Raw genomic sequence first — 16910 nt, 5'->3', positions numbered from 1 at the left:
GCATAGTGCCCTCGGATATCGGGCGCCCGCGCCCGAGGTCTTCATTCCAGTAGATCGAAGGCCGACCATGCATTAGCATTTGACCCGGACCACTCGCTGGGGTCAGTTCATTCGGTGCGAAGGCGCCGCCCAGCATCAGGATGCAGAGCCCGGCCGGCCATCCCAGCAAGGGCGGCATTCAATCCGGCAGGGCCAGCACCGCCAGAAGCGCCCCGACCAAGCTGACGATCAGCGAGAAGGCCGTTCCGGCAAGGGCGGAGGCATCGGCCGCGCCGGGGGTGGCATTCACGGAAACGGGCTCGGGGCGGGAAATGGCGGGCTCCGGCGGACATCAGGCGGGATCAATGTCCCGCCACGTTAGCCGCGCCCGCCGCTCAGGTCACGCCGGAACGGTCGCCGCCGCGTCGGCCTTGGCCCAGTCCCAGTAGAGCTGCAGCACGCGCTTCGTCACCGGGCCGTGCTTGTAGAAGGTGCCGTCGAATTCGCTGACCGGGGTCACCTTGTTGAGGTTGCCCGAGAGGAACACCTCGTCGGCGCCGCGGATGTCGTCATAGGTCAGCACGGCCTCGCGGACCTTGACGCCGTCGGCGCGCAGGTTGGCGATGTGGCGGGCCCGCGTGATCCCCGACAGGAAGGTGCCGTTGGCGATCGGCGTGTAGACCTCGCCGTCCTTGACCATGAAGACGTTGGCGGTTGCGGTCTCGGCGACGTTGCCTGCGGCATCGGTCACCAGCGCGTTGTCGTAGCCCTTGGACCGCGCCTCGGCCAGCATCCGGCCGTTGTTCGGATAGAGGCAGCCCGCCTTGGCGTTGCAGACCGCGACCTCCAGCGTCGGGCGGCGGAAGCGCGTGGTGGTCAGGCGCTGCGCGGCTTCCGGCGGAGCCATCGGCACGGTCTCTAGGCAGATCGCGAAGCCCGCCGAGCCGTCGGGCTGGACTGCGGTCTCGTTGCCGTCGATGCCCCAGTACATCGGGCGGATGTAGATGGCGGAGCCTTCGGGGAACAGCGCGCAGCCTTCGAGCGCGAGGCGCATGATCTCCGCGGCGGAATGGGTCGGCTCCAGCAGCAGCGCCTTGGCCGAGCGGTTCACGCGCTCGCAATGCGCCAGCAGGTCGGGCGCCATGCCGTCCACGTAGCGCGCGCCGTCGAAGACGGTGGAGGCCAGCCAGGCGCCGTGATCCGCCGCGCGCATGACCGCGACATCGCCTTCGTGCCAGGTGCCGTTGAAATAGGTGCGGATCTCTTTGCTGATGGCCATGGGGGACTCCTGCGTCTGCCGCCGATACCCATGGACCCGGCTGCCGCGGGATGCAAGCCGCGGGCCGGGGCCGTCCCGGCAAGTTCGGCCTTTGTGGCGCCGGGCGTCCGGTGTAGCGTCGTCGGCGTGTCCGGCCGGATGCGGGGGCGGACGCCGCCCCGGCAGAGCGTGAGCGGTGTTCAGGAGCGGGCGGGCCCGGGGCGGGGGCCATGCGCCGGGACCGGCCCGCGGCTGCGGTCCGGCAGGAGGAGCGCAGGCAGATGCCGGGAAAACGCAGGCTGGACGATGCAGGGGAGGCGCCGGCCAAGCGCCGCAAGACCGCGCGCGAGCACATGGAGCCTAGTCCGGGGGCGGTCGTGCTGGCGGGCACGCTGCGCGAGGCGATCGTCGGCCACACCAAGGAGCGCATCCGGCATTTCTTCCTGTTCCTCTACACCTTCCGCATCCTGATGCACGTGCTGAAGCTGCCCGCGGGGGACTGGGCCGGGCTGGTGGCGGTCGCAGCCACCCACCAGGTCGATGCCGGGCTGCGCCGCGACGAGGGCTGGGACCAGGTCTTCGCCAAGACCGACGGCAGCATGCTGGACCTTCCCGCGACCGCCTTCCGCAAGGTGGATGCGGCGCATTACTGCAATCTCGGCCTGGCGCCGCGGCTGGCGGGCCTGTGCAGCGCCTCGGAGGATGTCCGGGCGGAGCCGCTGCTGAACGCGCTGAAGCTGATCTGCGGCAACACGCGGCTGATGCCGCAGCGGATCAACATCGGCCCGGACCGGGTTATCGACAAGCTGCACGGCGATCTGTGCATGGCCTATCTGAAGCAGATGGGGCAGGGCGCCGCTGCGATCAGCCCGGCCTTCTTCGACGGCTACCGCGCGGCGGCGCTGGAGCGGCTGGAAGAGTATGCCAAGGGGCAGGCGGAGGCCGGGAATGCGGCGGTGGCCGCGGCGGCCCGGCTCTATGCGGCGGTGCTGGCCGAGACGGACGCCCCGCAGGAGCTGCGGCAGGCGGGCACGGCCTCGCGGATGGTCAACCTGCGCCCGGCGCATTGCGACGAGGTCTGGACGACGCTGGCGGGGAATGCCTCGGCGGATTTCTTCGCGCTCGGCCTCCGGGAGGATCCGGAGGCGAGCCTCGGCATGCTCTGGACGCGCCGGGTCCATTGACGGACCCGGCGCGGCCGGTCAGCCGACCATGCCCACGATGTCGTAGACCTTCTTTAGGATCGGATGCGCGACCTCGCGGGCGCGGGCCGAGCCCTCGGCGAGGATGCGGTCGATCTCGCCCTTGTCCTGCATCAGCCGCGCCATCTCGCCGGAGATCGGCGAGAGTTTCGACACGGCCAGATCCGCGAGCTTCGGCTTGAATTCCGAGAACTGCAGCCCGCCGACTTCGGCCAGGACGGCCGCCGGGGTCGTGCCGGACAGCGCCGCGTAGATGTTGACCAGGTTCTTTGCCTCGGCGCGGCCGTCCAGCCCGCCGACCTCGGAGGGCAGGGCCTCGGGATCGGTCTTGGCCTTGCGGATCTTCTGGGCGATGGCGTCGGCGTCATCGGTCAGGTTGATCCGGCTCATGTCCGAGGGATCGCTCTTCGACATCTTCTTTGTGCCGTCGCGCAGGGACATGACGCGGGTCGCCGAGCCCTCGATCACCGGTTCCGGGATCGGGAAGAAGTCGACGCCATAGTCCGTGTTGAACTTGATCGCGGTATCGCGCGCCAGCTCGACATGCTGCTTCTGGTCCTCTCCCACCGGAACATGGGTGGCGTGGTAGACCAGGATGTCGGCGGACATCAGGTTCGGATAGACGAAGAGCCCGGTCGAGGCGCTGTCGCGGTTCTTGCCGGACTTGTCCTTGAACTGGGTCATGCGGTTCAGCCAGCCCATCCGCGCCACGCAGTTGAAGATCCAGGCCAGCTGGGTGTGCTCGGGCACCCCGGACTGGTTGAACAGGATCGACTTGGCAGGATCGACGCCGGTGGCGATGAAGCCCGCGGTCAGCATCCGCGTCGCGTCGCGCAGCTTGTCGGGATCCTGCCAGACGGTGATCGCGTGGAGGTCGACGATGCAGTAGATCGTCTCGTAGTCCTCCTCCTGCATCTCCCCGAAGCGCTTCAGCGCGCCCAGGTAGTTGCCGAGGGTCAGGTGTCCCGAGGGCTGGATGCCGGAAAACACGCGCGGGGTGAAGCCGGCGCTACCTGCAGGGCCTTCGGATGGCGTTTGGACCGCATCCATGGGATTTTGCCTCCTTTGGGCATGGAATGTTAGGCAGGGGTCGCTTATCCGTGGGCCTGCCCTTGGTCAATCGTTCCCGGAGTCCCTGCATGTCCTCCCGTCCGCGCCCGCCTTCCGCCGTCAACCCGCTGCCCGCCTCGGTGACTGCTCTGGCAGTGGTGATCTTCGGCATCGAGTGCCTGTTCAGCCTGGCGGACCGGGGCATCATCGGCGGCGGCGGGGCCGGCCTGGGGCTGCGCCTGCGGGCGCTGGAGCATTTCGCCTTCTACGGCCAGGCCTTCGACTGGATGCTGACCAACCACCGCTTCCCGCCGGAGCTGCTGTCGCAGTTCGTCACCTATCCGCTGCTGCATGTCAGCTTCGTGCAGGCGGTGATGGCCTGCGTCTTCATCCTGGCGATCGGCAAGATGGTGGGCGAGGCCTTCGGCAACATCGCGGTGCTGGCGATCTTCTTCGGCGCCTCGGTCGGCGGCGCGCTGGCCTACGGGCTCCTTCTGAACGAGACCTTCCCGCTGATCGGCGCCTTTCCGGGGGTCTACGGGCTGATCGGCGGCTTCACCTTCATGCAATGGGTGCGCCAGAAGGCGGTGGGCGAAAGCCAGATGCGGGCCTTCCAGCTGATCGCGTTCCTCCTGGGCGCGCAGCTGGTCTTCGGCGCGCTCTTCGGGGCGCGCAACGACTGGGTGGCGGATATCGCGGGCTTTGCCTGCGGCTTCGGTCTGTCCTTCCTCTTCGTGCCGGGCGGCTGGGCGCGGCTGCGCGACCGCCTGCGCAACCGCTGAGGGCCGCTGCCGGGGCTCAGGTCCCGGCAGCGGCCTGCAGCCGGGCCTCGTGCGCGCGGATCTCGGAGGCGAGCAGCTCCGCAAGGACGGCGAGCTCCGCCTCATGGACCCGCCAGGTGTCTGTTCCGCTGCTGCGGATCGGGCCGCGGGCCTGGCGCGCGGAGGCGGTGCGCACCGGCGCGCCGCTGTCGGCGCTGCCGAAGCAGGCGGGATCCGGGTCCAGTCCGCAGAAGTCCAGCAGCCGGGCGATCTGCGTGGCGGGGTCGGCGGCCAGCCGCTCGAACAGGCATTCATGGATGCGGCCGGGATGCGCGGCGCGCCAGCCGTCCATCGCGGTTTCGGTGGCGCGGAACTCCTCGGCGATCTCGGCGAGCCTGTAGGACCACGCCTGTTTCGCGCCGAAATGGGTGCGGAAGCAGGAGAAGCCCGCCGCCATCGGGTGGCGCCGCATCCAGATGACCCGGACCTCCGGCAGGGCGGCGAGCGCGTGGCCGGCGAGATAGGCGTTGGCCGGCATCTTGTCGGTGGCGGCGGACGCGTTCCCGGCCGCGGCGGCGATGGCGGCACGGTAGCTTGCGGCAAAGGCGGCCGAGGCCTCCGGTGGCCAGCGGCGCGGTTCCTTCAGCAGCGGCGCCAGCGCGGCCTCCATCGCGACCATCTCGCCGCCCGCGGCGACCTGAGGATGGCGCGCCAGGATCTGCTCGGCCAGCGAGGTGCCCGAGCGCGGCATGCCGACGATCAGCAGCGCCCGCGGCGCTCCGGGCGGCGGCGGCACCGGCTGCAGCTCCGCGGCGCGGGGCAGGGCGGCGGCGATGGCGGCGCGGCGGCGGGCCGGCAGCCCGGGCGGCAGGGCGGCGGCAATCGCGGCATTGGCGCGGGCGAGCATGGCGAAGCTTTCCTCCGCCTTGCCGCGGTCGGACAGCGCCTTGGAGAGCGCCAGGTCGAACATCGCCGCCTCGGAGGCCGGGGCGGCGGCACGGGCCGTGCCGAGCGCGGCAAGGCAGGCCCCGTCGCGGGCGAAATCGACATGGCCGGCGAGATTGTGCCATACCTGCCCGGGCGCGCCCGGAATGGCCGCGGCCTGCCGGAAGGCGGCCTCCGCCCCGGCGAGGTCGCCGGTCACTTCGCGGCAGCGGCCCAGCAGGTTGAGCGTATCGGCATCGCCGGCGCCCGCCGCCAGCGCCTCCGCCGCCTCGGCGAAGCGGCCCAGCCGGTGCAGCGCTGCGCCCTTGGCCGACATCAGCTCCGGCAGGCCGGGGCTGGTTTCCAGCGCGGCGCGGGCCAGTTCCAGCGCCGGGCCGGGCCGCCCGGAGAGGATCAGCGCCCGGGCGGCCATGGCGGCGGCCTCCGCATCGGTGGGGCGGGCATGGGCCAGGGGCAGCAGCAGCGCCAGCGCGGTGCCCAGATCGCCTGCGCCCGCCAGTGCCGCGGCCCGCGACCGGACCAGATTGCAGTCCGCGTCAGAAAGCGCGGCCAGCGCGGCCGCGGCGGGTCCGTCGGCGGGGTCGAGGGCCAGCGCCCGGCCGCAGCGCAGGACGGTTCCGGCCGGGTCCGGGCCCGGCGGCGGGCCATCCCGGAAGCGCCGCTTCGCCTTTTCCCTTGCCTTGCGAGCCATCCGCCGCGTCTCCTTTTCCCTGAAGCGTCTAGCCCGGAATGGTTAACGGGGGTTTTCCGCATGGCTTTTGCCGAGAGGGGCATCATGTGATGAAATATTGTGCAAAACCTGGGAATTGCCGACATGAGGCAATCTCGCAGCTTTTACTCCCCGGTCACGCGTGCCACGCATTGGGCGAGGGATAGAGGGTTCTGATGAGCACGACGTATTTCAACGAGATGTATGACGGCAGCGAAATCCGCCTGCCCTACGCCAATCTCGAATCCTGGCAGCGGGACATGCCGCAGGAACTGCGCAACCTCAAGCAGGCCGAGGCCGAGGCGCTGTTCCGGAGGATCGGGATCACCTTTGCCGTCTACGGCGAGGGCGGCGATCCGGACCGGCTGATTCCGTTCGACATGTTTCCGCGGGTCTTCACGCATGGCGAATGGGCGCGGCTGGAGCGCGGCATCAAGCAGCGGGCCCGCGCGCTCAACGCCTTCCTCTGCGATGTCTACAACCGCGGCGAGATCGTCCGAGCGGGCAAGATCCCGGCGCGGCTGGTCTACCAGAACGAAGCCTTCGAAAAGGCCGTCTGCGGCATCAAGCCCTCGAAGAACGTCTACAGCCACATCGTCGGCATCGACCTGGTCCGCACCGGGCCGGACGACTTCTACGTTCTCGAGGACAACTGCCGCACGCCGTCCGGCGTCTCCTACATGCTGGAGAACCGCGAGATCATGATGCGCATGTTCCCGGACCTGTTCCGCGGCAACCGCATCGCCCCGGTGGAGCGCTATCCCGACCTCCTGCGCAAGACGCTGGCCTCGGTGGCGCCGGCGAAATGCGACAGCGACCCGACCGTGGTCATCCTGACGCCCGGCCATTTCAACTCCGCCTATTACGAGCACAGCTTCCTCGCCGACCTGATGGGCGTGGAACTGGTCGAGGGCGCGGATCTGTATGTCGAGGGCGACTTCTGCTGGATGCGCACCACCCAGGGGCCGAAGAAGGTGGACGTGATCTACCGCCGGATCGACGACAGCTTCCTCGATCCGCTGTGCTTCCGGCCCGACTCCATGCTGGGCATCCCCGGCCTCATGAACGTCTACCGCTCGGGCGGCGTGCAGATCTGCTCCGCCCCCGGCGCGGGCGTGGCCGACGACAAGGCGATCTACACCTTCGTCCCCGAGATGGTGCGCTTCTATCTCGGCGAGGAGCCGATCCTGCAGAACGTGCCGACCTGGCAATGCGCGATCCCCGAGGATTTTGCCTATGTGATGGCCAATCTCGAGGATCTGGTGATCAAGGAAGTCCACGGCTCGGGCGGCTACGGCATGCTGATCGGCCCGCGCGCCTCCAAGGGCGAGATCGAGGCCTTCGCCCACAAGATACGCGAGCGGCCCGACAACTACATCGCGCAGCCGACGCTGTCGCTGTCGACCTGCCCGACCTTCGTCAAGGACGGGGTGGCGCCGCGCCATGTCGACCTGCGCCCCTACTGCCTGGTGGGCGACACGATCGAGCTGGTGCCGGGCGGGCTGACCCGCGTGGCGCTGACCGAGGGCTCGCTGGTGGTGAACTCGTCGCAGGGCGGCGGGGTCAAGGACACCTGGGTCCTGGCGGAGTGAGGAAAGACCAATGCTGAGCCGGACGGCAGAGAACCTTTACTGGATGGCGCGCTATCTCGAGCGCGCCGACACCATGGCGCGCCTGGTGGAGCTGGGCACGCGGATGCGGCTGATGCCCGACGCGGTGGACGGATACCGCAACGAATGGGACTCGATCCTGCAGGCCTCGGGCACGGCGGACGGGTTCGGGCGCAAGTACAAGGACACGGTGGAGCGCAACCTCGTCTCCTACCTGTTCTTCGACCAGGAGAACCCCTCCTCGGTCTTCTCCTGCCTGCTGCAGGCGCGGGAGAACGCGCGGATCGTGCGCACCGCACTGACCTCGCCTGTCTGGGACGCGCTGAACGTCGCCTACCAGGAGATGAAGGAATACCAGCGCCGCCCGCGCAGCGAGATGGACATCTCGGAAATGACCGAATGGACCACGCGGCAGACTGCGCTGGTGCAGGGCGCCATGGCGGCGACGATGCTGAGGAACGACGGCTACGACTTCCTCAACCTCGGCTACCTGATCGAGCGGGCCGACAACACCGCGCGCCTCCTCGACGTGAAATACTACGTGCTGCTGCCGGATGCGGGCTTCGTCGGCTCGGGTCTCGACAACTACCAGTGGACGGTGATCCTGCGCGCGATGCAGATGCACCGGGCCTTCCACTGGGCCTATGGCGGCGAGACGACCGCGGCCAAGATCCTCGACATGCTGATCCTCAACCCGCAATGCCCGCGGTCCATCCTGGCCGCGGTGCAGGGGGTCAACGACCATCTCGACCGCCTGGCCCGCAGCTACGGCAAGTCGACCGAGGCGCAGACCAAGGCGCGCGCCCTGCTGGCGGAGCTGCTGGAGACCCAGGTCACCGGCATCTTCGATGAGGGGCTCCACGAATTCCTCGAGCGCTACATGCGCGAGATGGCCGATCTGGGGAACGCCGTGCACAGCTGCTATCTCCGCGGCAGCGTGATGTGAGCGGAGAAAGGGACAAGACATGAAACTGACCGTTTCGCACCGGATCGTCACCCGCTTCGACCCGCCGCGCCGCCGCCTGCTGCAGAGCCTGCGCACCTACCCGACCGACTGCGCCAGCCAGAAGGTGCTGAGCTGGGACGTCTCGGTCGCCGATGCCATCACCGGCGCCGAATTCACCGACGGGGCGGGCGACCGCACCGTGACCTTCTCCTCGCCCGGCGAGGTGTCCGAGGTCGTGGTGGAGATCAAGGGCGAGGTCCAGACCTTCGACACTCTCGGCGTGGTGCGCGACCTGAAGGAGAAGGTCCCGCCGATCGCCTACCAGACCTCGACCCGCATGGTCCGCGCCGATGCCGCGATCAACGCGCTGGCCGCCGAGGCGGTGGCGGGCGTCGCCGAGGCGAAGGGGCTCGACCGGGCGCACAACCTGGCCCAGGCCGTCACCGGCGCGATGAGCAAGAACCGCGAGCCGGCCAGGGAGCTGATGACCGCGGCCGAGGCTTTGGAGGCCGGCAAGGGCGGGGCGGCGGATTACGCCCACCTGCTGATCGCCGCGGCCCATTCGCTCGGCCTGCCGGCCCGCTTCGTCTACGGCTACTACATGCGCAACAGCGCCGAGTTCGAGATCGAGGTCGAGGCCGAGGACCAGGTCGGCGCGACGGTGTCGGGCCTGTGGTCGGCGCATGCCTGGGCCGAGATCTGGGTCGATGGCATGGGCTGGGTCGGCTTCGATCCGATGGAGGAATGCTGCCCGGACGAAGCCTATGTGCGGCTGTGCTCGGGGCGCGACGGCCATGACGCCATGCCGGTCCGCGCGGTTGCGCTCGGCATGGGGGCCGGGGCGCATGCCGTGGCACTGGACGTAGCGGGAACGGAGCAGTAGAAGGCCTCCGATCAAAGGATCGGGATCACGATCTCCGGGGGTAACATGACTTACTGCGTGGGGCTGCTGCTGAAGGCGGGCATCGTCCTTCTGAGCGACACGAGAACGAATGCGGGGCTGGACAACATCGCCTGCTACCGCAAGAGCTTTGCCTTCGAGGTGCCCGGTGAGCGCGTGATCGCGATCCTCACGGCAGGCAGCCTGTCGGTGACCCAGACGGCCATCGCGCGGCTGCGCGAGATGGCGGACGACCCGGAGGCGGACGAGAAGTCCTCGATCCTGAAGGCGCGCACCATGCTCGACGTGGCCGAGATCGTCGGGCAGGTCCTATCGGACGTGCGCGCCGACATCACAGCCAAGCTGGAGCGGATGAGCCAGGCGACCGCCTCGGCCTCGATGATCGTCGCGGGGCAGCGCAAGGGCGGCGAGATGCGCCTGTTCCTGGTCTACCCCGAGGGAAATTTCATAGAGGCCACCGAGGACACGCCCTTCCTGCAGATCGGCGAGCACAAGTACGGCAAGCCGATCCTCGACCGGGTGGTGACGACGGACACGCCTTTGGCCGATGCCAAGAAGGCGGTGCTGCTGAGCATGGACTCGACGCTGCGCTCGAACCTGTCGGTGGGCATGCCGCTCGACATGATGGTGATCGAGACCGATGCCTGCCAGGTGACCGAGTACCGGCGCATCGAGGCGGATGATCCGACTTTCCGTGAGATGAGCACCGCCTGGTCGAACGCGCTGCGCCAGGCCTTCACCGAAGTGGTGATCTGAGCGCCGCGTCCCGCCCGGCGCGGGACGCCCTGCGCCGGTCAGGCGACGAACATGAGGTGGTCCGCGATTTCGGCGAAATCGTGGATGCCGCGCAGCGTGACGGCATCCTCGCCGAATTGCAGCACCAGCCCGGCGGCGCTGTCCGCAGCTGCCGCCGCGACTCCGGAGGCATCCGTTGCCAGCGCCGAGGCGAAGCGCAGCCGGTCCTCGGCGGTGAAATCGAGCACCAGGTCCCGGCCGAACCCGTCCTCGAAGATGAACGTGTCGGGCCCGTGGCCGCCCTTCAGCGTGTCCTCTCCGTCCCCGCCGATCAGCCGGTCGCCGCCGATCCCGCCGCGCAGGTAGTCGTCGCCGCTGCCGCCCTTCAGCTGGTCCCAGCCCGCGCCGCCGATCAGCAGGTCGTCGTCGCCATGGCCGAGCAGCCGGTCCGGACCGCGTCCGCCGGCCAGCGTGTCCTCGCCCCGTCCGCCGCGCAGCTCGTCGCCGCCATGGCCGCCGAGGAGTTCGTCGTCGCCGTGTCCGCCCGCGAGCGTGTCGAAGCCCGCGCCGCCGTCGAGGTAGTCGTCGCCGTTGCCGCCCGCGATGGTTTCCGAGGCGTCGCTTCCCATGACCTGCAGGGCGGCAGTGCCCTCGGTATAGCCGAAATGCTGCGTCACCATCAGAGAGACCCGGTCGTCGAACTGGGCATAGGGGGCGATCTCGATGCCGAGACCGATCAGCTCGAAATCCGGATCGAGGATGTTTTCGCGGTGGCTGGTGCTGGCCATCAGGGCGTCGAAGACCAGTTCCAGCACCTCCGAGAGGCTCTGGCCCTCCTCGTCGGCGGTGCGCACGCCCAGGTTCTCGCCGGTGCCCCAGGGCGCCGCCAGGTCGAAGTCGGCGGCGGCGATCCGCTCTCTCGGGGTGGTGCCGTCCGGGCCGGTATGGCTGAACGTGCCGGTTTCCAGCAGCACGCCGCTGTAGATCGCGGCGGATTCGTTGAGGTTGCGTTCCAGCGCCAGCGCGTCCAGCCCTTCGGCCAGCCGGGCGGCGTTCACGAGGCCGAAAAGCTCGAGTTCCAGCGTGTCGGCGATCTGCATCCGGGTCTCCCGCTCCTCCGCCGCGGGCCCGCGCGGCGCTCCACGTCCTTCCTAGCGCGATCGGTGCCCGCCCGTCAGCGGTATTCTGGTCGGGGCGGGGCAGGGACCCGGTGTCGCGGTCGCCGGAGCGGCGCTGCAGAACACTTGCTTTCGCAGGCAAACGCCGTGCACAACGGATCAGTAATTTTTCGAAAGGCCATACAGTGCTCCAGATCAGGCGGGTGCGGCCCGAGGATCGTACCGAAATCAGCGTGCTGGTCGTGTCGACCTTCGGCCAGAACAACGAGCACAGGCTCATCGAGGCGCTGCGCGATGCAGGCGCGGTGGCGCTGGAACTGGTGGGGATCATGGACGGCCGCATCGTGGGCCATGTGTGCTTCTCGCAGCTCGACGTGCCGACGGGGTGGTGGGCACTGGCGCCGGTCTCGGTGAGCAGCGCTCACCAGAACCAGGGAATCGGCAGCGAGCTGGTGCGCTACGGGCTGGACGAGGCGCGGCAGTCAAGGGCGGCGGCGGTCGTGGTGGTCGGCAATCCGCTCTATTACCGCCGCTTCGGCTTCGTCTTCGGCGGGCCCGCCCAGCTGGCGAGCCCCTATCCAGAGCAGTATACCGGCCTCTATCCGATCGATCCGGCAACCGCCTCGGCCTCGGTGGCGCTGCGCTATCCGCGGCCCTTCGAGGAGGTCTGACAGGGCCGCGGCGGCCCTGCCGGGCGCGCCTCAGCCCTGGGCGGGCAGGATGCGGTTCACATGGCCCATCTTGCGGCCCGGCCGGGCTTCGGCCTTGCCGTAGAGGTGGATTGCCGTCGCGCCGTCGGCGGCAAATTCCTGCACCTTCAGCACGTCGTCGCCGATCAGGTTCAGCATCTCGACATCGCTGTGGCGCTCGGCGCGGCCCAGCGGCCAGCCCGCGACGGCGCGGACGTGCTGCTCGAACTGGCAGATCGAACAGCCGGTCTGGGTCCAGTGGCCGGAATTGTGGACGCGCGGCGCGATCTCGTTGACGACAAGCCCCGAGGGCGTGGCGAAGAGCTCCACCCCCATGACGCCGACATAGTCGAGCGCCGACAGGATGCGGCCCGCCAGCAGAACCGCGTCGGTGCGCAGCCGCGCCGGGATCTTCGCGGGCACGGTGGTGGTGTGCAGGATGCCGTCGAGATGGACGTTCTCGCCGGGATCGTAGCAGGCGACGGCGCCGTCGGTGCCGCGCGCGCCGATCACCGAGATCTCGCAGGAGAATTTGACGAAGCCTTCGAGGATCGCGGGCGCGCCCTTCAGCGCGGCGAAGGCCTCGGCGGCCTCGGACGGGTCCTTGATGCGGACCTGGCCCTTGCCGTCATAGCCGAAGCGGCGTGTCTTCAGGATCGCGGGCGTGCCGATCTCCGCCAGCGCGGCTTCCAGCGCCGCCAGGTCGGGAATGTCGGCGAAGGGCGCGGTGGCGAGGCCGAGACCCTCCAGGAAGGACTTCTCGGTCAGCCGGTCCTGCGAGACTTCCAGCGCGCGGCGGCCGGGGCGGATCGGCGCCAGCCCGCCGAGCAGGTCGAGCGCCGCCGTCGGGATGTTCTCGAACTCGTAGGTGATGACGTCGACCGACTTGCCGAAGGCTTCCAGCGCGGCGGCGTCGTCATAGGACGCCGCGGTGTGGCGGTCGGCGACCTGCGCGGCAGGACAGTCCGCGGCCGGTTCGTAGATGTGGCATTTCAGGCCGAGACGGGCCGCGGCCAGGGCCAGCATGCGGCCGAGCTGGCCGCCGCCGAGGATGCCGATGGTCGATCCGGGGGCGAGGGGCGCGTCACTCATCGACCGGCACCTCCGGGATCGAAGCCGAGAGCGCCTCGCGCCAGGCGGTCAGCCGCTCGGCGATGCCGGGGTTCGAGGTGGCGAGGATGCCCGCCGCCATCAGCCCGGCATTGGCGCCGCCCGCCGCGCCGATCGCCATGGTCGCGACCGGGAAGCCCTTGGGCATCTGGACGATGGAATAGAGGCTGTCGACGCCCGAGAGCGCGCGGGTCTGGATCGGCACGCCGACCACCGGGACCCAGGTCTTGGAGGCCATCATGCCCGGCAGGTGCGCCGCGCCGCCGGCGCCCGCGATGATCACCTTCAGCCCGCGCCCGGCGGCTTCCTTGCCGTAGGCCCAGAGCCGGTCGGGGGTGCGGTGCGCCGAGACGATCCGGGTCTCGTAGGCGATGCCCAGCTCGTCGAGAATGTCCGCTGCCAGCTTCATGGTCGGCCAGTCCGACTGGCTGCCCATGATGATTCCGACCTCAACCTTGTCCGTCACCGCTCCACCTCGCATCGCCTGCTGCACGAAGCCCGGCATATAGCGGCTTCGCGGGAGGCTGAAAACAGGGAACTGCACCGCTCGGGCGGACGCTTGCGCCGGATCCGCGCTCCTCCCGCGTCCGGGGCGGTCAGGCGCGGTCAGGCGATGATGTCGGGGTAGAGCCGGTCCTCGATCCGCTGGATCTGGTCCTTCAGCGCGAGCTTCTGCTTCTTGAAGCGGCGCAGCGCCAGCTGGTCGGCCCGGCCGGTATCTTCGAGGGCGGCAATCGCATGGTCGAGATCGCGATGCTCGCGGCGCAGCACTTCGATCTTGACCTTCAGAACTTCCTCTTCGGTCATTTCAATGTGCGCGTTCATGCTAAACCCGTAATCCAGGAACTGGTAGCGTCCAATATAGCGGAGGAAACAGCGTCTGGGAAGCGCCTCGTGGCGGGCGCGCTTGCATGGGCCCCGTTCGTCCCCATATGATTCAGGCAGGCCGCCGCAAGGGGCCGCGCATCCGTCGCTTTATCCAAGGACGAGACATGACCAAGACGACACTGGGGACGCATCCGTTCCTGCTGGGCTTCGAGCAGCTGGAGCGGCTGGTGGAACGCACCGCCAAGAGCGGCAACGAGGGCTACCCGCCCTACAATATCGAACAGACTTCCGACCGGTCCTACCGCATCACCCTGGCCGTCGCCGGGTTCAGCGAGGACGACCTGTCGATCACCGTCGAGGACCGCCAGCTGGTGGTCCGCGGGCGGCTGAGCGACGATCCGAGCGAGCGGGTCTTCCTGCACCGCGGCATTGCCGGGCGCCAGTTCCAGCGCAGCTTCGTTCTGGCGGACGGCGTGGAGGTCCGCAGCGCCTCGATGGAGCACGGGCTTCTGCATATCGACCTGTCCCGGCCCGAGCTGGAGAACGTGATCCAGCGGATCGAGATCAACAAGGGGTGAGCATCATGGCCGAACCGAGGGAAATCCACGCACCGAAACCGGAGTTCCGGGGGCCGAAGACCGTCTATGTGCGGGCGGTCGACAAGTCGACCCTTCCGGCCGAGCTGCAGGACGCGACGGCGGACATTCCGGCGCCCTATTCCGTCCACGCGCCGAACGGCGACCGGCTGGCCATCGTCCGCGACCAGAAGCTCGCCTTCATCCTGGCGCGCCAGAACGACCTGACGCCGGTCTACGTCAACTGAGGCCGGAAGCCTGCGCCGCGGGGCCGGGGCTACTCGGGCTGCAGCGGCGCGGGCATGGCCGGAACCAGCTCGCCCGGCACCGGGCGGGGCTTGGGATCGGGGTCGAACGGGGCGGGCTGCGGAAGGTAGCTGTCCTGCGGAATGCCGAAGGTGCCGTCCATGATCGAGCTGCCGAGGCCCGGATCGCCGATGTCCGGCGAGATGTCTGCCTCTTCCTGGACGGGCGAGGGGGCGCAGCCGAACACGCATGTTCCGCCGCCTTGCCCCAGCGTTGCAGCCGCCGGGGGGCTGCACCAAAGGGCAAGCCACGCTGCAGCCGCCAGAAGCGGAGCAATATGCGTCGTCATGGCCGTCACGGATCTTCCCCTTCCCCGAGCATCCGCATAGCAGGTTAGGGCCAGGATTGCTTCGGAGAAGTTAGCATCCCCGCCATTCCGTTGCGGAAACTGCCGGGCCCTGCAGGCTCCGGAACCGCTGCCGGTTCCGGAGCGCGGGGCAGGATCAGCCCTCGTTTTCCGCGAGGAAGCGCTCGGCCTCCAGCGCGGCCATGCAGCCCATGCCGGCCGAGGTCACCGCCTGGCGGTAGACATGGTCGGTCAGGTCGCCCGCGGCGAAGACGCCGGGGATCGAGGTCGCGGCGCTGCCCGGAACGGTCTTCACGTAGCCGCCGTGATGGGTTTCCAGCTGGTTCTTGACCAGTTCGGAGGCCGGCGCATGGCCGATCGCCACGAAGAAGCCCGCGCAGGGGATTTCGGTGATCTCGCCGGTCTCCACGTGCTTGGCGCGCACCGCTTCGACGCCCAGCGGGTTCTCGGTGCCGGTCACTTCCTCGATCGAGTGGTTCCACAGGACCTCGACCTTGGGGTTCTTGAACAGCCGGTCCTGCAGGATCTTTTCCGCCCGCAGCGAGTCGCGGCGGTGCACCAGCGTCACCTTGGAGGCGAAATTGGTGAGGAACAGCGCCTCTTCCACGGCGGTGTTTCCGCCGCCGATCACCACGACCTCCTTGCCGCGGTAGAAGAACCCGTCGCAGGTCGCGCAGGCGGAGACACCGAAGCCCTTGAACTTCTCTTCCGAGGGCAGGCCCAGCCAGCGGGCCTGGGCGCCGGTCGCCAGGATCAGCGCGTCGGCGGTATAGACCGTGCCGCTGTCGGACTGGGCGGTGAAGGGGCGCTTGGACAGATCGAGCGAGGTGATGTAGTCCGAGACGATCTCGGCCCCCATCTCGCTTGCATGGGCTTCCATCTTGACCATCAGGTCGGGGCCCATGATCGAGGCTTCGCCGGGCCAGTTCTCGACATCGGTGGTGATGGTGAGCTGGCCGCCCGGCTGCAGGCCCTGCACCAGAACGGGGTTGAGCATGGCGCGCGCAGAATATACGGCTGCCGTGTAGCCGGCCGGTCCCGAGCCGATGATCAGTACCTTGCTGTGTTTCGTGTCGCCCATGGTCGGTCCACCCCGTTTTTCTGGCTGCGGCTGGCCATATAGGCGCGATGGAACCGCTAGGGAACCCCCGCCATTGCAGCCCTGTCATGTTAGCGTGCGAAGAAAAGATGGCGCGGAGATATTGGAATTAATCCATAGAATCTTCGCCCATGAAGAAATAATATTGCGCGCCTTCCCGGTTTTTTCTAGGTTGGCATCGCAAAGGAGAGTGACGAGATGGCCGGATCCAAGCTTGACCCGATCGACCGTAAGATACTTGCGGAGCTTCAGTCCGATGGACGCATGACAAACGTGGAGCTGGCCAAGCGGGTGGGCATCTCGGCGCCGCCCTGCCTGCGCCGGATGCGGACGCTGGAGGAGAGCGGCTACATCCGCGGCTACCATGCCCAGGTGGACAGCCGGGAACTCGGGTTCGAGGTCCAGGTCTTCGCCATGGTCGGGCTGGAGTCGCAGGCCGAGTCCGACCTGTCCGCCTTCGAGCAGAAATGCCGCGACTGGCCGCTGGTCCGCGAATGCCACATGCTCAACGGCGAGGTCGATTTCATCCTGAAATGCGTCGCGCCCGACCTGTCGACCTTCCACAGCTTCCTCATGAGCGATCTGACCGCGGCGGCGAACGTTGCCAGTGTAAAGACCTCGCTGGTGATCCGCTCCGCGAAGGAAGAGCCCGGCGTGCCCTTCGAAGTGCTGGAGGAGCGGCTGAGCAAGAGCGCCTGAGCACCGTAAAAACGAAAGGGCCGGCACCCTCAGGTACCGGCCCGAAACTCGTGACCACGTACTCGTCACCAACCACACTGTTT

The 16910-nt window shown here is 68.5% G+C and carries 19 protein-coding genes; 10 read left to right on the top strand and 9 right to left on the bottom strand.

The annotated features are described in order from the left end of the window. Positions 1-379: 379 nt before the first annotated feature. A complete protein-coding gene (locus HCC78_RS13510) occupies positions 380-1258 on the bottom strand; it encodes a branched-chain amino acid aminotransferase (RefSeq protein WP_172329311.1) in 879 nt (292 codons plus the stop codon). A gap of 260 nt (positions 1259-1518) precedes the next feature. Here HCC78_RS13510 and HCC78_RS13505 point away from each other — a divergent pair, with 260 nt between their 5' ends. After that, entirely contained in the window at positions 1519-2421 is a 903-nt protein-coding gene (locus HCC78_RS13505) for a hypothetical protein (RefSeq protein WP_172329310.1), read from the top strand. Positions 2422-2439: 18 nt separating this feature from the next. Here the strand turns inward: HCC78_RS13505 and trpS are convergent, their stop codons facing one another. After that, positions 2440-3489, bottom strand: a complete 1050-nt coding sequence (gene trpS / locus HCC78_RS13500) for a tryptophan--tRNA ligase (RefSeq protein ID WP_172329309.1) — start codon at positions 3487-3489, stop codon at positions 2440-2442. Between the two features lie 89 nt (positions 3490-3578). Here trpS and HCC78_RS13495 point away from each other — a divergent pair, with 89 nt between their 5' ends. After that, complete coding sequence (locus HCC78_RS13495; protein ID WP_172329308.1) at positions 3579-4271, top strand: rhomboid family intramembrane serine protease; 693 nt, start codon at positions 3579-3581, stop codon at positions 4269-4271. Between the two features lie 16 nt (positions 4272-4287). Here HCC78_RS13495 and HCC78_RS13490 read toward each other — a convergent pair whose 3' ends face one another. Continuing rightward, entirely contained in the window at positions 4288-5886 is a 1599-nt protein-coding gene (locus HCC78_RS13490; protein ID WP_172329307.1) for a sulfotransferase, read from the bottom strand. A gap of 194 nt (positions 5887-6080) precedes the next feature. On the opposite strand from HCC78_RS13490, the gene HCC78_RS13485 reads away from it, so the two are divergent. Genes HCC78_RS13485 through HCC78_RS13470 form a run of 4 tightly spaced genes read left to right on the top strand, consistent with a single transcriptional unit; the run spans position 6081 to position 10117 of the window. Next, complete coding sequence (locus HCC78_RS13485) at positions 6081-7496, top strand: circularly permuted type 2 ATP-grasp protein (RefSeq protein WP_172329306.1); 1416 nt, start codon at positions 6081-6083, stop codon at positions 7494-7496. A gap of 10 nt (positions 7497-7506) precedes the next feature. Further along, positions 7507-8460, top strand: coding sequence for an alpha-E domain-containing protein (locus HCC78_RS13480; RefSeq protein WP_172329305.1), 954 nt, complete (start codon positions 7507-7509; stop codon positions 8458-8460). 19 nt (positions 8461-8479) lie between these two features. Continuing rightward, on the top strand, positions 8480-9343 hold the full coding sequence (locus tag HCC78_RS13475; protein ID WP_172329304.1) for a transglutaminase family protein: 864 nt from the start codon (positions 8480-8482) through the stop codon (positions 9341-9343). Between the two features lie 45 nt (positions 9344-9388). Further along, positions 9389-10117 carry a proteasome-type protease gene (locus HCC78_RS13470; RefSeq protein ID WP_172329303.1) on the top strand — a complete coding sequence of 243 codons (729 nt, stop codon included), beginning with the start codon at positions 9389-9391 and terminating at the stop codon, positions 10115-10117. 38 nt (positions 10118-10155) lie between these two features. Here HCC78_RS13470 and HCC78_RS13465 read toward each other — a convergent pair whose 3' ends face one another. After that, complete coding sequence (locus tag HCC78_RS13465; RefSeq protein ID WP_172329302.1) at positions 10156-11196, bottom strand: CAP domain-containing protein; 1041 nt, start codon at positions 11194-11196, stop codon at positions 10156-10158. A 203-nt stretch (positions 11197-11399) separates the two neighbouring features. On the opposite strand from HCC78_RS13465, the gene HCC78_RS13460 reads away from it, so the two are divergent. Further along, a complete protein-coding gene (locus HCC78_RS13460) occupies positions 11400-11885 on the top strand; it encodes a GNAT family N-acetyltransferase (protein WP_172329301.1) in 486 nt (161 codons plus the stop codon). A gap of 30 nt (positions 11886-11915) precedes the next feature. On the opposite strand, the gene HCC78_RS13455 is transcribed toward HCC78_RS13460, so the two are convergent. The 3 genes from HCC78_RS13455 to HCC78_RS13445 all read right to left on the bottom strand — a co-directional run bounded on the left by HCC78_RS13455 (position 11916) and on the right by HCC78_RS13445 (position 13838). Continuing rightward, positions 11916-12995, bottom strand: a complete 1080-nt coding sequence (locus HCC78_RS13455; RefSeq protein ID WP_172329300.1) for a 5-(carboxyamino)imidazole ribonucleotide synthase — start codon at positions 12993-12995, stop codon at positions 11916-11918. Then, on the bottom strand, positions 12988-13494 hold the full coding sequence (gene purE / locus HCC78_RS13450; RefSeq protein ID WP_172329318.1) for a 5-(carboxyamino)imidazole ribonucleotide mutase: 507 nt from the start codon (positions 13492-13494) through the stop codon (positions 12988-12990). The genes HCC78_RS13455 and purE overlap by 8 nt, the downstream gene beginning before the upstream one ends. Positions 13495-13619: 125 nt before the next feature. Beyond that, positions 13620-13838, bottom strand: a complete 219-nt coding sequence (locus HCC78_RS13445; protein ID WP_172329299.1) for a YdcH family protein — start codon at positions 13836-13838, stop codon at positions 13620-13622. Between the two features lie 167 nt (positions 13839-14005). Between HCC78_RS13445 and HCC78_RS13440 the strand changes: the two genes are divergently transcribed. Both HCC78_RS13440 and HCC78_RS13435 read left to right on the top strand, forming a co-directional pair. Next, positions 14006-14419 (top strand): Hsp20 family protein, encoded by a 414-nt coding sequence (locus HCC78_RS13440; RefSeq protein ID WP_172329298.1) that lies wholly within the window; start codon positions 14006-14008, stop codon positions 14417-14419. Between the two features lie 5 nt (positions 14420-14424). Continuing rightward, complete coding sequence (locus HCC78_RS13435; protein WP_172329297.1) at positions 14425-14664, top strand: DUF1150 family protein; 240 nt, start codon at positions 14425-14427, stop codon at positions 14662-14664. A 29-nt stretch (positions 14665-14693) separates the two neighbouring features. Here HCC78_RS13435 and HCC78_RS13430 read toward each other — a convergent pair whose 3' ends face one another. Continuing rightward, the gene (locus HCC78_RS13430) at positions 14694-14909 is read right to left on the bottom strand and encodes a hypothetical protein (protein ID WP_172329296.1); all 216 of its coding nucleotides are present in this window, start codon (positions 14907-14909) and stop codon (positions 14694-14696) included. A 256-nt stretch (positions 14910-15165) separates the two neighbouring features. After that, complete coding sequence (trxB, locus tag HCC78_RS13425) at positions 15166-16110, bottom strand: thioredoxin-disulfide reductase (protein ID WP_172329295.1); 945 nt, start codon at positions 16108-16110, stop codon at positions 15166-15168. Between the two features lie 216 nt (positions 16111-16326). On the opposite strand from trxB, the gene HCC78_RS13420 reads away from it, so the two are divergent. Further along, positions 16327-16827, top strand: a complete 501-nt coding sequence (locus tag HCC78_RS13420; RefSeq protein WP_172329294.1) for an Lrp/AsnC family transcriptional regulator — start codon at positions 16327-16329, stop codon at positions 16825-16827. Positions 16828-16910: the final 83 nt, after the last annotated feature.

This window comes from Mangrovicoccus sp. HB161399, assembly GCF_013184745.1.
GTDB lineage: Bacteria > Pseudomonadota > Alphaproteobacteria > Rhodobacterales > Rhodobacteraceae > Mangrovicoccus.
Note: the sequence above shows the minus strand (reverse complement) of the source record. Positions and strands in the feature narration are given on the sequence as shown.

What these genes read in the sequence shown, in the direction of transcription:
- HCC78_RS13470 (WP_172329303.1), top strand. Translation starts at nt 9,389, where the DNA reads ATGACTTACTGCGTGGGGCTGCTGCTGAAGGCGGGCATCGTCCTTCTG.
- HCC78_RS13505 (WP_172329310.1), top strand. Translation starts at nt 1,519, where the DNA reads ATGCCGGGAAAACGCAGGCTGGACGATGCAGGGGAGGCGCCGGCCAAG.
- trxB (WP_172329295.1), bottom strand. Translation starts at nt 16,110, where the DNA reads ATGGGCGACACGAAACACAGCAAGGTACTGATCATCGGCTCGGGACCG.
- trpS (WP_172329309.1), bottom strand. Translation starts at nt 3,489, where the DNA reads ATGGATGCGGTCCAAACGCCATCCGAAGGCCCTGCAGGTAGCGCCGGC.
- HCC78_RS13420 (WP_172329294.1), top strand. Translation starts at nt 16,327, where the DNA reads ATGGCCGGATCCAAGCTTGACCCGATCGACCGTAAGATACTTGCGGAG.
- HCC78_RS13490 (WP_172329307.1), bottom strand. Translation starts at nt 5,886, where the DNA reads ATGGCTCGCAAGGCAAGGGAAAAGGCGAAGCGGCGCTTCCGGGATGGC.
- HCC78_RS13485 (WP_172329306.1), top strand. Translation starts at nt 6,081, where the DNA reads ATGAGCACGACGTATTTCAACGAGATGTATGACGGCAGCGAAATCCGC.
- HCC78_RS13475 (WP_172329304.1), top strand. Translation starts at nt 8,480, where the DNA reads ATGAAACTGACCGTTTCGCACCGGATCGTCACCCGCTTCGACCCGCCG.
- HCC78_RS13445 (WP_172329299.1), bottom strand. Translation starts at nt 13,838, where the DNA reads ATGAACGCGCACATTGAAATGACCGAAGAGGAAGTTCTGAAGGTCAAG.
- purE (WP_172329318.1), bottom strand. Translation starts at nt 13,494, where the DNA reads ATGCGAGGTGGAGCGGTGACGGACAAGGTTGAGGTCGGAATCATCATG.
- HCC78_RS13455 (WP_172329300.1), bottom strand. Translation starts at nt 12,995, where the DNA reads ATGAGTGACGCGCCCCTCGCCCCCGGATCGACCATCGGCATCCTCGGC.
- HCC78_RS13510 (WP_172329311.1), bottom strand. Translation starts at nt 1,258, where the DNA reads ATGGCCATCAGCAAAGAGATCCGCACCTATTTCAACGGCACCTGGCAC.
- HCC78_RS13480 (WP_172329305.1), top strand. Translation starts at nt 7,507, where the DNA reads ATGCTGAGCCGGACGGCAGAGAACCTTTACTGGATGGCGCGCTATCTC.
- HCC78_RS13435 (WP_172329297.1), top strand. Translation starts at nt 14,425, where the DNA reads ATGGCCGAACCGAGGGAAATCCACGCACCGAAACCGGAGTTCCGGGGG.
- HCC78_RS13465 (WP_172329302.1), bottom strand. Translation starts at nt 11,196, where the DNA reads ATGCAGATCGCCGACACGCTGGAACTCGAGCTTTTCGGCCTCGTGAAC.
- HCC78_RS13495 (WP_172329308.1), top strand. Translation starts at nt 3,579, where the DNA reads ATGTCCTCCCGTCCGCGCCCGCCTTCCGCCGTCAACCCGCTGCCCGCC.
- HCC78_RS13440 (WP_172329298.1), top strand. Translation starts at nt 14,006, where the DNA reads ATGACCAAGACGACACTGGGGACGCATCCGTTCCTGCTGGGCTTCGAG.